Source organism: Micromonospora sp. C51 (genome assembly GCF_018070435.1).
Classification (GTDB): domain Bacteria; phylum Actinomycetota; class Actinomycetes; order Mycobacteriales; family Micromonosporaceae; genus Micromonospora; species Micromonospora sediminimaris.
In genome coordinates this window covers 396,950-411,006 of sequence record NZ_JAGPXQ010000002.1, presented here as the reverse complement: position 1 = coordinate 411,006, position 14,057 = coordinate 396,950, and the positions used below count along the sequence as shown (strand labels likewise).

Genomic DNA, 14,057 nt, shown 5'->3' with positions numbered 1-14,057 from the left:
GTTGTGTGTCGAGAACACATCAGGGGCCCCGGTAAGGGCATAGCCGGGGCCCCGCCAACGGGCTGTAGCGCAGCTTGGCAGCGCGCCTCGTTCGGGACGAGGAGGCCGCCGGTTCAAATCCGGCCAGCCCGACTGTGGAGGGTTCCGGCCCGTGGGGGCCAGCCGGCTTCGAAAGCCGGAGGCAGGTGAAAGCCTGGGCGTTCGACTCGTCAACCTTCCGCCACGCCCCCGTAGCTCAGAGGAAGAGCAGCCGGCTCTTAACCGGCGGGTCGGGATGTCGGAATTCCCCGGGGGCACCACGCGGCACGTGCGCTGGACGCGCTTCCCGGCCTCCGAAGCTGGGTGTGCCAGGTTCGATTCCTGGGTGTCGCACCACCTGCCCCGCTAGCTCAGCGGACAGAGCACCGCCCTCCTAAGGCGGGTGTCGCTGGTTCGACTCCAGCGCGGGGCGCGTTGTTTGGCCGCCGGCGCCTGATTGGCCGGGCTCCGGACTTTTAATCCGGACTGAGAGGGTTCGATTCCCTTCGGCGGCACTGCGGGCGTGGTGGAGTGGATCCATACCGGGCTCATAATCCGGAGACGCCGTTCGAATCGGACGCCCGCCACGAAGGCCGGTCCCGGCGCAGGGGAGCGTCGGGCGCAAGCGCGGCACGCACTCCGCGGCCGGCCAGCACGTCCCGGTAGCTCAGCTGGCAGAGCGCCGTCTCGACACGGCGGAGGTTCGGAGGTTCGACCCCTCCTCGGGACACACCTGGAGCCGTCGACCAACTGGCAGGTCCCCGCCCTTTCAAGGCGGTGCGTGCGGGTTCGAACCCCGTCGGCTCTACTCATGCGCGGCGCCTAGCGCGTGGTGTCCAGTCCCTCGTAGCTCAAGGGCAGAGCGGCCGGCTGTTAACCGGTTGATCTTGGTTCGAGTCCAGGCGGGGGAGCCATGGAGAGGCCGGCGGTCGCGGGCACGCCGTTGGAAGCGGCGTAGGGGGTGCGAGCCTCCTCGTGGGTTCGAATCCCACCCTCTCCGCGTGGATGGCGCCGGCCGATCCGGGCTACCACCTCCGGAACAACCGACGCCGCGATTCTCTCCGCACGAGAGACCAGAGCCACAAGAGGGCCTGGCAATACGCAGGTACGAGCATGCGGACTTGCGGCCCGCCACGCAAGCGACTACCCGAAACTGGGCATTCGCGCACCGCGCGTGCTGGAATCAGGACCTGTGACCGTGCAGCAGCCTGACCCCGCGCCCAACGTGATCGACGTGACCGGTGACCTGCTCGCCGCCGACGTCGACGCTCTCGTCAACCCCGTCAACGGCGTCGGCGTGATGGGCAAGGGGCTCGCGTTGCAGTTCAAGCGCCGCTTCCCCGCCAACTACGCCGCCTACCGCGACGCGTGCAATCGCGGGGAGATGCAGCCCGGCAACGTCCTCACGGTGCTGGTTCGCCAAGGCCGCCACCGTTACGTGATCAACTTTCCCACCAAGCGGCACTGGCGGGATCCCTCCCGGATGGAAGACATCGAGGCCGGCCTTGAGGACCTGGCGAAGACCATCCGGGCACTGCGGATCGAGTCGATCGCGGTGCCCGCGCTCGGCTGCGGCCTGGGAGGGCTGGACTGGAACGACGTGCGGCCACGCATCGTGGCCATCCTCGGCAAGACGGGAGCACGGGTGCTGCTGTACGCCCCACGCTCCTGACGCATGCCCGTGTAGCTCAGTGGGAGAGCGCCCCGTTCACACCGGGGAGGTTCGCAGGTTCGACCCCTGCCGCGGGCACTGGCCTTCGGGCCGAAGTTGTGGCTGTAGCTCAGTGGAAGAGCGCCCGGTCGTGGCCCGGGAGGTCGCGGGGTCAGAACCCGCCAGCCACCCCAACGGGGGCGGCGCCCGAGTAGCTGGGCCGGGCACCGCGATCGCTCCAGCCCGCCCAACCGGAGGCACGGCCACTGTGCCCCGGCTGGGCACGAGCGGGTGCGCCACCGATGGCGAGGTGGGGCGGCCTGTAAAGCCGTTGCGTTCAACGCTCAGGGGGTTCGAATCCCTCCACCCGTACCTGGCGGTCCAGCGAAGCCGGCCGCCACTGTGCTGGTTGGTGCGCAGCCGCTCCAGGGGATGCGATGAGCGGAAGCAGCCGATGGGACAGTAGCGGCGGGCAGGACATGGCCGTTGCCGTTCAGCGGCGGGCACGGCCCGGAAGAACGCTGGTGGGCCCGGGTGCCGACGGCGGGGTGGCCATGACGAGGTGGCGTAGGACGCAGCGCACGCACGGTATGGCCATTTCCAGTCGGGTGTCCACGACGTGACGCCCGACCGTGGCGGGGTGCGGCAGGGTGGCGGGCTGGCCGGTGACGTGCAGCATCAGCACCGTCATGCCGATGACCGCCAGGGCGTTGAGCAAGGGACTGGGTGGCCTTTCGGGTAGGGCTGACCGCGCTGTCGCCAGCATGCGGTCAACGGCTCGTGCACGTAGGAGTCGCTTCGGCGGCGTCTATCGCAGGGACGTCGGGGCGGGCTTGGGCGCTATGCCGTCGGCGTCGGTGTGGCCCCGCTGGAGGATGAGGACGGACGCGAACAGACCCGGCCGGGGGGCGGCGAGGCGTTCCTGCGCAGCCAGTAGCTCGCCCGTAGCCGGGTCGATGATCGCCGTGGTGGTCGATGCTTCGGCGATCACACGGAAGGCGAGCCCGGCACGTCCGGCGAGGTCGCTGGTCTGCCCGCGGTACTCGATGCCGGGTACTGCCGCCAGGACATGCAAGGCCGTAGCCCTCTCGTTCTGGTTGAGGTATTGGCCGGTGGCAAGGCCGATGACGCCCCAGACGAGCAGTCTCGGGTAGGCGGGTTCGGCCGCCAGCTCGGGTGGTGCCAGTAGCCCAGCCAGGGCGGCGGGGTCCGTTGGCAACGGTGAGGGCAGGTACGGGTGCAGGTCGTCCTGGTACCGGGTCGTGGTGGGCGAGGCTCCAATGAATAAGTTGCGTTCCTCGGGTGTGGGCTGGTGGTCGACGCCCCGCACGTCAGGTGCGCGGCGGGAGACTTCGCGGCCAGAACCGTCCTCGTGTCGCCAGCGCCGCAGGTCCTCACGGCGGATCGCGCCGCTGGTGCGGCTCCACCGCTGCACGTGCAGGTATTCGTAGGACAGCCCGGTAGTGCTGTCGGCAGAGACCGGACCGATACCGGCGGCGATGGCGGTGAGGCGATGTTGTGGGGTGATGTCGGGTGCGGTGGCCGCGGTGTCGGGGGTGCCGGCGGGTTGCTGCCCGCTGGGGACCGTGGGCGGTGCGGGTGCGGGAATGGCGGGTACGGTTTGACAGCCGGCGAGCAGGACGCTGCCGAGAGCGGCGGCTACGCGGCCGGTGGGTGTGGTCAAGCGGAGCATCAGGGTCGTTTCCTTGCTGTGTGTACGGGTCGGTCTTTTTCGTTGTTTTTTGGACATGCCATCCGCTGTGGGGGCTTACGCAGGCGGACGTGGGTCCAGCTGCTGCTCATAACGGCGGCTCGCCCGGTTCGACGCCGGGGCCTGCGACCAGGCGGTTAAGGCTGGGCGCTGGCGACCGGTACGGGGCCGAGGATGGCCGTGGTTGCCGCAGTTGCCAGCGCCTCTTGCGTCACGTACGGCAGGGTGAGGCGGTTCCAGTGGAACAGGACGTGGTAGCTGATGACCTCACGAAGTCCCCGGTGAAGCCGTCCTTGCTGCGCGAGTCGGCCGAGTTCCCAGCCGGCGGTCCGGAACGCGTCGAACCATTCGGCGGTGTGGGCCAGGTCGCCGGTCAGGATGGGGCTGCCGGGGTTGGTGTCGACCTGCAGGAACCGCGTGATCTCTTGGACGCGGTCGTCCGAGACCCGCGCTGTTCCTGGGCGGTGTTCCCGGACGCGAGCCCACACGTCGCCCTGCTCGTACCACTCCAGTCCGGCCTCCCGCATGAAGGTCGAGCACAGCATCAGCGTCAACTCTCTGCGCCGGTTCGGGCGGCCGTTACGAACGATGCGCTGGTAGCCGAGGATCGCGCGGCTGTCCCGGTGCCACAGGCTGTGGGCAATCCTGATGCCGTCAGGGCCCCCGAACGCGTACGTTTCGGGTTCGTAGACGGCCGAGACCCAGCCTTTGACGCAGCCGCGAGCCTGCAGGACCTTCAGACCGTCGTTGACGGCTGTGTGGGCGGCCTGCAAGGTGTGTCCTTTGGCGGCACGGTAGCGCAGTCGCCAGAAGCCGCTCTTGCGCACGAAGAACCACTGGTCGATCACACCTGTGGCCTCCGCGCGGGCCATCGCCGCACGTATCGCCGCCGCTACGTCATCTTCGGCGGCCGGGAGGTCGGAGAGTTGGATGTTGCGTTGCGACCAGGTCGGCGAGTCGCTCATCGGGGTCCTTTCAGGCGAGTAGCAGGCAGGCGTCCCAGCCAGAGGTGGGAGCGCCGTGACGAAGCGTGTGCAGGGCGAGGGCGACACCTGCCTGGCCCTCAAGCAGGGAAGCGTCTGTGCTGGTGCGCTCCAGCAAGGGCTCGATCAAATTGACGACGCCGTCGGCGATGGTGAGCGTGCGGGCGTCGCGGGCGATCCGCAGAACCGTCTGGAGGACACCGGCGTAGCCGTGACATAGCGATGTGTCCGTGATCTGGTCCAGGTGAACAGGCTGCGACAAACACGCCCCCACGGCGGCTTCTGCCGTGTCGAGCAGCGCCTGATCGCTGAGAGCGAGTCCTGCCAGTTGCAGGGCACGCGCTATGCCAGGAATGCCGTAACACCAGGACGGTCGCCGGGGTGCCTCCTGCACGGACCGCGGCTGGTGGTTGTCGTCGAGGACGACCCACTGCGGCCACCAGACACCGCCGTCGTCAAGGTGGCGCCAATCCATCAGCCAGGTGGCCATCGTGCGCATCGCTCGGTCGTGGCCGTCAACTCGCACGCCGGCCCGCGCGGCGAGGCTCAGCAGAGCGAGTGGTCCGGTGACGCCGTGGGCCATGCCGAGGTTGCCGTGGCCGTGCGGAAACTCCGCTGTGACCCGGTTGTTCGGGCTCAGGCGGGTCCACCAGCCCGGAAGCGCGGCCCCCTGGTATCTCAGCGGATTCGCGAGGCGGACGAGGTATGTCAGGACGTCACGGCACAGCAGGCCGTTCGGGTCGCGGCGGAGCAGGAGCGCGCCGAGACCGGTTAGGCCGGAGATGAGGTCGAACTCGCCGGTGGCCGGGAGGACACCCCGATCGATGCGGTCGTGGGCGCGGTCGAGACGATCGCGGACGATGCCGGCTACTGCGGCGTCGAGGGTGGCGAGCGCCCGCCGGTAGCGACCGGGCCGGTCGGCTGCGGCGTGCAGCGCGAACGCGGCAGCCGGCGCACCGAAGTACAGCCCCGCTTCGGGGCCACGGGTCACGGCCTTGGCGACGATGGCGCTCAACCAGGTATGTGCGGTTTCCCAGGAGCCCACATCCGCCCGTGCTCGCTCGATGTGCAGGAGCGCTATGCCGGGCGCGCCTTTGCTGAGTGACTGCATCCAACCGGGTGTCGGTTCGACGGGCGGAGGGCTGGGGAGATCGCGATGTGGTGACGCGGTACGGGTCACGGCAGGATCCTCTTGATGCGGGGCAAGGTGGTCCAGGACAGGGCGACCGCACGGGCGAGGCGGTGGGTGAGTGCCTCGGCTGGGCGGTCGATGCCGGCGACGCGGATGTGATGTAGGTGCAGCAGGGACGCCACGACGTCGTCTGTCGTGATTTCGAGGGGCCGAGCAAGGTAGGGCCGATACATGGCCAGGGCCAGCCGGCGTGCGGCCCACGCATCAGCGATGGCCTGGCCACCCGGAAGCGATGAAAGAGCGGGAGATGCGTCCCCGGCGATGTCGAAGAGACCTACGGCCGTGCGGTGGGCCTCGCGTGGCAAGGGCGGGATGGTGCCACGATCGATGTGTTCCACGAGCCAGTTCATGCCGTGAGGGCCGAGCAGCCCGACGGTGAGGTCGACGAGGCTGGCGGCCGTGACGGCGCGCAGGTCGACGCCCAGTTGAGCGGCCGTCAGCTCGGCGACTGCTGCCTGCGAGTCGGCCACGAACACGTGCTCAGCGGCCGTCATCGCTCTACCTGCGCCGAACCGGCCGATTTCTGGGTAGTAGGTGTCGAGTACGAGGTGACTGGCCAGGCCGGCCTCGCGTAGCTCGTCGGTCCATTCGCTGACCTGTTGAGCGGCGTGCCCGTACATGCCGGGGTGGGGCAGCGAGAGTCGCAGCCGCAGGTGTGGTTCCGGGTCGCGGTACCGCAGAAACCACCACGAGACCTTCTCTGCTTCGCACCAGTTCAACGCGCTGATGCGGCGGGTGAGTATCTCGGTTTGCCGCTCTGGATGGCCGTACAGCTTCGCCTGCAGCCACCGTGACCGGCCAGGCGCGTCACCGTGGGTGCGGCGGATCGTGCGAGGTCCACCGGAGGCTGCTGCCGGTAGCGGTCGCCATGCGCGGGGCTCGGCCGATACCAGCGGAACCACGATCTCGTGGGCGTGTCCGTCGAGCCATCCGAAAGCGGCCGAATCTGGCGCCTCTCGCAAGGTGGCGTGACCGTGTCGCTCCAGGTGGGCACGCAGAAGTCGCAGGTGGCTGTCCTCCCATGTGTGCAAGCACAGCCGCTGGTCATCGCCCCCGACGTAGACGGTGCCGGCCAACGATACGGTGTCCGCCCACCCGCTGAACCTGTCGCGCCACTGCTGCCACGTCGCGTCGCTGCCGGCGACGTCGGCGGGGGTGAGGTTCCACCGGGCCGGGCTGAGCACGATGTTGCCGTGCCGGATCCGGGGCAGGAAGGGCAGCCGTGAGGCGGATCCCCAGCTGAACGGGCGACAGGCGCTGGCTCGGCTGTGGCTGATCTCGCAGAGGAACCGGACCATGGGGTGGGTGACGTTGACCGCCTCCAACGAGTGCAAGGCTACGAACTCGACGGGACACTGCCGGTGAAGTGAGACGAGTTGCAGTCGCTGCGCATCTGCGGTGACCGCGAGGTCATCGAGGACGATGTGCTGTTGGGCGGGAATCGGGTGCTCGCCGATATGGGCGTGCCGGCGTAGGAGCGGCGCTACCCGGGCCAGATTCTCTGGGCGCGGTAGCACAGGCGGACTGGACAGCTGCACGCTCATGGCGTCTGGGTCGATGGTGGGCAGCGCCCGGTAGGCGTCCCGGAAGCGCAGGTAGTCGTCACGATCGAGCAGGTGCAGGAACCGGCCGACGGTCGACCCAGCGCTGCGGAAGGCCGCGGTGACAACGAGCGTGAAATCGTCGCGGTCGACTGCCTCCCGGCTGTCGGCGTGCACCTGGAAACCCAGCTCCAGGTGTGGTGCCCGTTGAACGCCCCGGGGCTCGCCTGGCTGAAGATCGGCGAGGATGCGGTCATCGAGCGTCACCTCGATCTCACCGGCCATCGCCGCGCGCTGAGCGAGTGTGAGAAGTCGGTAATCCCGGTCGCTCATCGTTGGAGGGGGCAGCTGGTAACGGCTGCCCCGGTAGCCGGCCGGGAAGCCAAGGCCGGCGTCGCTGACCAAGTCGCGGATCGGCACGACGGCCCCAGGCCCGTATCGTTCAAGGAAACGGCTGTGGTAGTCGCGCCACGGCGCGTCCCCGTGCGGGTACGGGTCGAGCTGGGTCAGCAGCGCGGCGGCTTGCTCGGCGCGCCGGGCCACGGCGGCGGGTAGCGAGGTCTGGCAGTCCAGGTGTAGGTCGACGGCGAGGGGGACTGGTCCGGTCTCGGCGACGTGCGCCATGCCTGCGACCGCCGAGGCTCGCAGTGCCCCTTGCTGAGCGGCGTCACGAGTCTTGTTGTGTCTGGCGAACTGGGCCTGCAGCGTCTCCAGCGTGTGGATGGTCGTCGCCAGCTCCGGGATGCTCCTCGCCTCCACCTCATCGAGCTGCTGCAGGATGTGCGTCAGCGGATCGTCGGCGCTCATGGGTGGACGGAGGCTGCTCAGCAGCACGCGACGCGCGAGCAACTCGGTGAGCATCTCCCGCAGTTTGTCTTCGCGGCCGGGAAAGTCGGTAGCTAGCTTGGCGATAAGGTCGCCGAAGACGACGCGTCCGCCAGCGAGGGTGACGGCGGCGGCAACGGGTCGGGTGTAGCGGACGCACACGTCGGCTGGGGCGGTGTCCGTGTGCCGCTGATAGGGCACGACGAGGTGGTTGCCGCGCACGAAAGCCAGGTCGTTGGTGATGACGGTGAGCCGCGCGAGGAGTGGCTGTACGCGCTCCAGGTTGGTGCACAGGTCGTCCAACCAGCCGCTGTCCGGCCGGGCGGCGGCGCGATGCCGCTCGCCCCAGTGCACGGTGGTGGCGTCCGCGTCGAGGCGGATCGGCGCTACACCCGCGAAGAGCCCGAACGGAGTGGCGCGGGACGTCATGCGTAGCAGGTAGCGCGTCAGTGACAGCACCATGCTGCGCACCTGGCGCGGCTCGTGCTCGTGACCGTCGCAGACCTCCCGGATGCGGCGTGCCAGCACTGGGCTGGCCAGGTTGACCGCTGCGGCGACCGGTTCTGACCACGCGTCGACGAGCCATTGACGCCATCGTTGGGCGTCGCTGTCGCTGTTCAGGTCGGGCCAGGGGATGGTGGGCCGGACGGTGCGGACGGCAGCACGCAGGAGCGCCCCGTCCAGGTGCCGGTACATGACTGCCTCCGTGACGAGCGGCCAAGCCCCGACACCGGGCCGCAACAACGGCCGGCGCCGGGGCTTGGCGGTGGGTGTTACTTGCAGCTGGTGCAGGCGCTGGCGCAGGTGGACCCGCAGCCGTCGTCGGTGGCGCGCATCAGCTCCGGAACCACAGGAGCGGAAGCGACGACGTTGACATCAAGGTCCAGTTCGTCGGTGTCGCCGGTGCGGGATCGCAGGTCGAGCTGATCCATGGTGCTGTCCCTTCGTTGGGTGGATGGTGATTACCTGACTGGTCCTGACCGGGCACGATCGTCAGGGCCAGCAGACTGCGACCCGGGTGTGGCGCTTGTCGATGACAAGGCCGCCCTCGGGCAGATCACGGCTGGGTGTGCCTGCCGGGTAGACCTCGAAGTGAGCGCGTTGCCCACGGTGCTCGCGGTGCCACACGCGCATCTGCTCGGCGAACTCCTCAGCGAGGCACTTGCCGTTCGGACCGTGGCCACGGACCCCCAGCTCGTATCTGGTACCGCTGTCGTCGACGGGGCGAGGCCGCATCCGGTAGGCGAAGCTGGTGCCGTCCGTGACGGCGGGACTGGGAACGAGCCATGAGGCGTTGACCAGGCCGGCGTCGAGCGCCTCCCTCTTGGTGGCGATCAGGCAGAAGCCGGGGGTGATCGTCATCTGGTACAGATCCAGGTCGTCGAAGGGCTCCTGCGCTCCGACTGTCACCCCGGACCACACCTCTACTCCGGGCTGCGTCAGAGCTTCCCGCAGGGCGTCGGGGTCGACCGCCGCCGGCCAGTCGAATCGCAGGCCGACCTCCTCCCCGGACAGCAGGACGAGTCTTTCGCGGCTCCGGCCGGCGCCCTGCATGTACACAAACCCACAGACGCCGTAGTCGGCGCCGACGAGGTGACGGCCGATGCGGTCGAGCGCGAGGGCGCGGGTGAGGTTACGCAACCGCAGCGGCACAACCAGACGACCTTCGGGGGCCAGCTGCGCTGTCCAGGCCGGCGGGATGTCGGGCGCGCCGACCGTCACGATGATCCGGTCGTACGGGGCGCCGTCGGGTAGGCCGAACTCTCCGTCGGCTTGGATCGCTGCGACTCCGTGGTAGCCGGCCTCGGGCAGGAACCGGGTAGCGCGGGCGATCACTTCCTCGTCAATGTCGATCGTGGTGACGTGGCCGGTGTCGCCGACAAGCTCGCTGAGTAGCGCGGCGTTGTAGCCCCCCGAGCCGATCTCCAGCACCCGTTGTCCAGGCTGAACAGCGAGCAGTTCGAGCATCATGGCGATGACTTGTGGAGCGGAAACAGAGCTGGTGGCGAGCCCGTCCGCGTCGTACTTGGTGACCACCGTTTCGTCGGCGTATGCCTGAGTGGTGGTGACTTCGGGCGCGAACACGTGGCGGGGCACCGTCCGTAGGGCGTTCTCGACGGCTGGGGTCCGCACGATGCCCTGAGCGATCAGGTCGTCGACGAGCTTGTTCCGCAAGGCTTGTGCGTCGTCGGGCTGGGGCTGTGTCATGTCGTTGGTTCCCTCTTGTCGGAGTTGGTAGCTGCTGATGGGCTCCGCCACATTGGCCACAGCGTCGGTCCGCCCGGGAGGCGAATCCTGCCGACCTCCTTGTATCCGTGCCGGCCGTAGAGGTTGCAGCTTCGCTCGCTGCTGGCTACCAGATAGGCGGCTCGGCCGGTGGCGTCGAGTTGGGCATGGTGGTGTCGCAGCAGCTCGCTGCCAAGTCCCATGCCCTGGTGTGCGGGATCGACCCCGATGAAGGCGAGGTAGTCGTGATCGCCTTCGGGGTGGACGTCCTCGAACGCACGGTCGAGGTACTCGAATCGACCGGCGTGCGGGCCGGCCAGCGCAGCGAGTCGTCTCGGGTAGTCCTCCGGACGGCCGTGCGCATGGGATGCCCCGTACCACAGGGCCGCAGCCGTGCGGTCGTTGGTCCTCTCGACCGAACCCCACCGGATGCCGTCTTCGACGAACATGCGGAAGTAGGCGCGGTAGATGATGAGACGTTGCACTGGATCCGGGACCAGCCAGTCGGCGACCGGGCCCTCGTGGAACGCTCGCGTGAACAGCTCGGTAAGGACCAGCACGTCCGGGAATATGGCCTTGCGGATACCGTCCCCGGATGGGAGGCGCGGCGACGTCCACCGCTCGCCTGCGCGATTCACGAGCGCACCCGCTCACCTGGCTGAGCGACCTCGGGGGACGCCGTGGACCGTTTGCCGGCGTTCGCACCTCGGCCAATTTCGGCGTAGACGGCCGGTCGCATTCCCTTCAGCCAGAACGCCCAGCACGCCCCCAGCAGCAACACGGCCAGGTACGCGGCCGGGAAGGCCCACCGTAGCGGCGAGGTGGGCGCCACACCCAGCAGCGTGTCGAACTCCTTGAGGGTGATGATCAGTACCAGGCCGAGCAGGAACGTCGCGAGTGCCGGTGCGACGAAGGTGCGGAAGTTGTTCTCGCCGCGGGAGTCCTTGGCGAAGAAGGCGATCACGGCGGCGGAGGTCAGCACCATCAGCACAAGCACCCCGAGCCCGCCGGTGACGGTGATCCAGAAGAACAGGTGAACGTACGGATCTGCGCCTGAGACGGCGTAGCCGATCAGGACGGCGAGGGCCAGCAGGGTTTGGGCGGTCGAACCGACCACCGGCGCGGCCGTACGCGGGCTGGTGCGGCCGAACGCGGCGGGTAGTACACGTTCACGGCCCAGGGCGAAGGCGTACCGGGCGACCGTGTTGTGGAACGCGAGCAGAGCGGCGAACAAGCTTGTGACGAACAGCAGTTCCCCGAGGGTAATCACCGTCTGGCCGACGTACGGGTTGACCAGGTTGAAGATGAGCTGCGGTCCGTCGGTGCCGGCACGTTCGACGATGTTGGCGGGCCCGGTAGCCACAGACATCGCCCAGGCGGCCCCGGCGTAGAGCACACCGATGATGCCGACTGCGAGATACGTGGCGCGGGCCACGGTGCGCTTGGGGTCCTTCGTCTCCTCGCTGAGCACCACCGTGGCTTCGATCCCGACGAAGCCGGTGACTGCGGTGACGAGGGCGGCGCCGATGCCTGCGGAAAGCAGGAGTTCGGGGTTGAGCGTGGCGACGCTGATCTGTCCTTCGGCGGGGTTGCCGACCATGACAGCGCTGAAGGCGAGAGCGACGACGCATTCGCCGATGAGCAGTACCGCGAGGACCTTGCCGTTGAGATCCACGCGTAGGACGCCGAGGACCGCGACGGCAACCCACCCGATCAGTGCGCACACCAGCCAGTGCAGGTTGATGTCAGCGTGGGTTTGCAGGAACTGCTTGAGCACGACGCCAAAGCCGCCGTAGAGGCCGATCTGCATGGCGTTGTAAGCCAGGAGCGCGACGAACGCCCCGCCTGTGCCTGCCGGCCGTCCCAGACCCCTCGTGATGTAGGTGTAGAAGGCGCCAGCGTTGATGACATGCCGGCTCATCGTGACGTACCCGACGGCGAACAGCATGAGGATGGTCGCGACGGCCAGGTACGCGACGGGCATGCTGATCTGGCCGGTGATGGCGTAACCAGCGGTAACGCCGCCGGCGGCCACGGTCAATGGGGCCGCAGCGGCCATCACGAAGAAGATCACGGCGGGGATGCCGAGTCGGTTCTGCGCGAGCGTCGTCGCCACGTGACTGGCGCGAGCTGGGGCTGGAGCGTTGCTCACGAACAACTCCTGTTCGGGGGGAGGGTGGATCGGGTCACTTACAGGCGGTGACTCAGCACGGCGTCGCCGATGACGGCGCCGACCTCGTCAACCAGTTCGCGCAGGGGCCGCCACATTCGGGGCAGATCCCGGCGCAAGAAGGCGAGGTCCTCGGCCTGTGCGGTAGGCAGGACCGTGCGGCTGAGTCCGGTCGTCTCCACCAGGCCGGCCAACGTGAGTCCACACATGTCGAGGGGACGCTGGCCGTTGACGTGGTAGCTGAGTTTCACCATCGGGCGTGCCGCCTCGGTGGAATCGGTGGGGACGTACGACACGCGGCGCCCGAACATGCTGCGGCTGACCTGGCGCTGGAGTTGGCCGGCCTTCACGAGTCGGTCGGCAACCTGGTCCAGGGCGGTCGCGCTGAGGTACAGGATGCGGTTCCGCACGGTGTAGTCGTCCGGATCCCGGATGATCTGCTCGAAGACCATGTGCGCCAGGGCGTCGGCAGGCGGGATGGTCCCGCTCATGGGCAGCAGAAGACGCCCGTTGTCGATCGAAATCTTGCCTTCCAGCACCAGTTCACCGAGCAGCGCGCCCGCTAGCCCGAAGGCGACCGCCCCGCTGCTGAGGTTGCGGCGGCCGGACACGTCGTCATGGGCTACGAGGTAGAAGTCATTGGCGAGCACTGGAAGTGCCTTCCCGTGAGGGGATCCTGACGCAGGACAGGCCGCAGCGTCTATGTCGCGCCACGCAACCGGGGGTCCGCTGTGCGTAGTGGAGATTCTGCAACAGGATGGTAGGCACCGTCCATACTGGCATCGTGCCTAAATCGAAGATGCCTGACCTGCCCTTGCCGGCCGGGTCCCGGAGCGGCAAAATCAGTCGATTGCGCACATGTATGCAGCAAGGGAGGCACGATGGGCGCTCCGATGGGGCCGACCATTAGGCGGCGCAGGCTCAACATCCGGCTCAAGGAGCTGCGTGAGGAGAAAGGGCTGAGCTGTGAGCAGGTCGCGCAACGACTCGGCTACCACGCGAGCAGGGTGAGCCGGATCGAGAGTGGCCGGCGCGGCGTCAACGCGGGCGTCGTCCGAGAGTTGCTGAGCGTCTACCAGGTGGAAGGCGAAGAAGCGGAGGCTTTAGTCCAGCTCGCCCGAGATGCCCGACGTCGCGGATGGTGGCATCCGTACAAGGATGTCCTGACCGATTCCGTCCGGACCTACGTCGGACTGGAACAAGACGCCACGACCATCAGCAACTACGAAGCGCAGTTCATCCCTGGGCTGCTGCAAACCGAGGCGTACGCGCGCGAAGTGTTCGTATCGTGGCGCCCCAGCCTGCAACCCGAGATCAGCGAACGGCTGACCAACGTGCGAATGATTCGCCAGCGGGTCCTGCAGAACCGCACCCCACCGATGCTCTGGGCCGTCATCGACGAAGCCGCGCTGCACCGCGAGGTGGGTGGCCGGGGTGTGATGAAAGAGCAGCTCATGCACCTGCTGGACATCGGCGAGCGCCCAGCGGTGACGATTCAAGTCGTGCCGTACTCCGTGGGGGCCTATCCTGCGATGGGCTCGGGCTTTACGCTCTTCGAGTTCGGCGAGGGCGACCCGCCGGCCGTCTACTTGGAGAACCTGGGTGGAGGCTTCTACCTGGAGGACCCAGAAGACATTGGGCGTTGTAGCGATAGCCTGAACTACCTCCGCGGCGTGGCACTGTCGGACCGAGAGTCAGCCGCGCTCATCGCGGGGATCGCCAAGGCCAAGTAAGGCATAG

12 protein-coding genes and 14 tRNA genes are annotated in these 14,057 nt (G+C 68.1%); 16 read left to right on the top strand and 10 right to left on the bottom strand.

Annotation, left to right across the window (positions count from 1 at the left end; genetic code table 11):
* The first annotated feature begins 58 nt into the window (after positions 1-58).
* From KBX50_RS04920 to KBX50_RS04850, 15 genes are all read left to right on the top strand, one after another.
* Positions 59-132: transfer RNA gene (locus KBX50_RS04920), tRNA-Pro, on the top strand.
* A 4-nt stretch (positions 133-136) separates the two neighbouring features.
* Positions 137-223, top strand: a tRNA-Ser gene (locus KBX50_RS04915).
* Position 224: 1 nt separating this feature from the next.
* Positions 225-299: transfer RNA gene (locus tag KBX50_RS04910), tRNA-Lys, on the top strand.
* 1 nt (position 300) lies between these two features.
* Positions 301-375 (top strand) — tRNA-Arg (locus KBX50_RS04905).
* Positions 376-378: 3 nt separating this feature from the next.
* Positions 379-451 (top strand) — tRNA-Arg (locus KBX50_RS04900).
* A gap of 9 nt (positions 452-460) precedes the next feature.
* Positions 461-533: transfer RNA gene (locus KBX50_RS04895), tRNA-Lys, on the top strand.
* A 2-nt stretch (positions 534-535) separates the two neighbouring features.
* A tRNA-Ile gene (locus tag KBX50_RS04890) sits at positions 536-604 on the top strand.
* 70 nt (positions 605-674) lie between these two features.
* Positions 675-748 (top strand) — tRNA-Val (locus KBX50_RS04885).
* Positions 749-753: 5 nt separating this feature from the next.
* Positions 754-826: transfer RNA gene (locus KBX50_RS04880), tRNA-Glu, on the top strand.
* Between the two features lie 32 nt (positions 827-858).
* Positions 859-932 (top strand) — tRNA-Asn (locus KBX50_RS04875).
* A gap of 1 nt (position 933) precedes the next feature.
* A tRNA-Ser gene (locus KBX50_RS04870) sits at positions 934-1,018 on the top strand.
* 198 nt (positions 1,019-1,216) lie between these two features.
* Positions 1,217-1,690, top strand: a complete 474-nt coding sequence (locus KBX50_RS04865; protein ID WP_210934963.1) for a macro domain-containing protein — start codon at positions 1,217-1,219, stop codon at positions 1,688-1,690.
* Between the two features lie 5 nt (positions 1,691-1,695).
* A tRNA-Val gene (locus tag KBX50_RS04860) sits at positions 1,696-1,768 on the top strand.
* Positions 1,769-1,788: 20 nt separating this feature from the next.
* Positions 1,789-1,863 (top strand) — tRNA-His (locus KBX50_RS04855).
* Between the two features lie 93 nt (positions 1,864-1,956).
* Positions 1,957-2,041, top strand: a tRNA-Tyr gene (locus tag KBX50_RS04850).
* Between the two features lie 121 nt (positions 2,042-2,162).
* Here KBX50_RS04850 and KBX50_RS04845 read toward each other — a convergent pair.
* The 10 genes from KBX50_RS04845 to KBX50_RS04800 all read right to left on the bottom strand — a co-directional run bounded on the left by KBX50_RS04845 (position 2,163) and on the right by KBX50_RS04800 (position 12,967).
* Positions 2,163-2,387, bottom strand: coding sequence for a hypothetical protein (locus tag KBX50_RS04845; RefSeq protein ID WP_210934961.1), 225 nt, complete (start codon positions 2,385-2,387; stop codon positions 2,163-2,165).
* A 90-nt stretch (positions 2,388-2,477) separates the two neighbouring features.
* The gene (locus KBX50_RS04840; protein ID WP_247673086.1) at positions 2,478-3,362 is read right to left on the bottom strand and encodes a hypothetical protein; all 885 of its coding nucleotides are present in this window, start codon (positions 3,360-3,362) and stop codon (positions 2,478-2,480) included.
* A gap of 155 nt (positions 3,363-3,517) precedes the next feature.
* Complete coding sequence (locus KBX50_RS04835; protein ID WP_210934959.1) at positions 3,518-4,345, bottom strand: thiopeptide-type bacteriocin biosynthesis protein; 828 nt, start codon at positions 4,343-4,345, stop codon at positions 3,518-3,520.
* Positions 4,346-4,355: 10 nt separating this feature from the next.
* The gene (locus tag KBX50_RS04830; RefSeq protein WP_210934957.1) at positions 4,356-5,474 is read right to left on the bottom strand and encodes a lanthionine synthetase C family protein; all 1,119 of its coding nucleotides are present in this window, start codon (positions 5,472-5,474) and stop codon (positions 4,356-4,358) included.
* Between the two features lie 65 nt (positions 5,475-5,539).
* Complete coding sequence (locus KBX50_RS04825; RefSeq protein WP_210934955.1) at positions 5,540-8,617, bottom strand: lantibiotic dehydratase; 3,078 nt, start codon at positions 8,615-8,617, stop codon at positions 5,540-5,542.
* A gap of 77 nt (positions 8,618-8,694) precedes the next feature.
* Positions 8,695-8,853: an FxLD family lanthipeptide gene (locus tag KBX50_RS04820; RefSeq protein ID WP_210934953.1), complete on the bottom strand. Its 159-nt coding sequence runs from the start codon at positions 8,851-8,853 to the stop codon at positions 8,695-8,697.
* A 61-nt stretch (positions 8,854-8,914) separates the two neighbouring features.
* Positions 8,915-10,129, bottom strand: a complete 1,215-nt coding sequence (gene fxlM, locus KBX50_RS04815; protein WP_210934951.1) for a methyltransferase, FxLD system — start codon at positions 10,127-10,129, stop codon at positions 8,915-8,917.
* Entirely contained in the window at positions 10,126-10,707 is a 582-nt protein-coding gene (locus KBX50_RS04810; protein ID WP_210934949.1) for an N-acetyltransferase, read from the bottom strand. The genes fxlM and KBX50_RS04810 overlap by 4 nt, the downstream gene beginning before the upstream one ends.
* A gap of 74 nt (positions 10,708-10,781) precedes the next feature.
* Positions 10,782-12,299: an APC family permease gene (locus tag KBX50_RS04805; protein WP_374224574.1), complete on the bottom strand. Its 1,518-nt coding sequence runs from the start codon at positions 12,297-12,299 to the stop codon at positions 10,782-10,784.
* A 38-nt stretch (positions 12,300-12,337) separates the two neighbouring features.
* Positions 12,338-12,967 (bottom strand): GPP34 family phosphoprotein, encoded by a 630-nt coding sequence (locus KBX50_RS04800; RefSeq protein ID WP_210934947.1) that lies wholly within the window; start codon positions 12,965-12,967, stop codon positions 12,338-12,340.
* Positions 12,968-13,198: 231 nt separating this feature from the next.
* Between KBX50_RS04800 and KBX50_RS04795 the strand changes: the two genes are divergently transcribed.
* Complete coding sequence (locus KBX50_RS04795) at positions 13,199-14,050, top strand: helix-turn-helix transcriptional regulator (RefSeq protein ID WP_210934946.1); 852 nt, start codon at positions 13,199-13,201, stop codon at positions 14,048-14,050.
* Positions 14,051-14,057 lie beyond the last annotated feature (7 nt).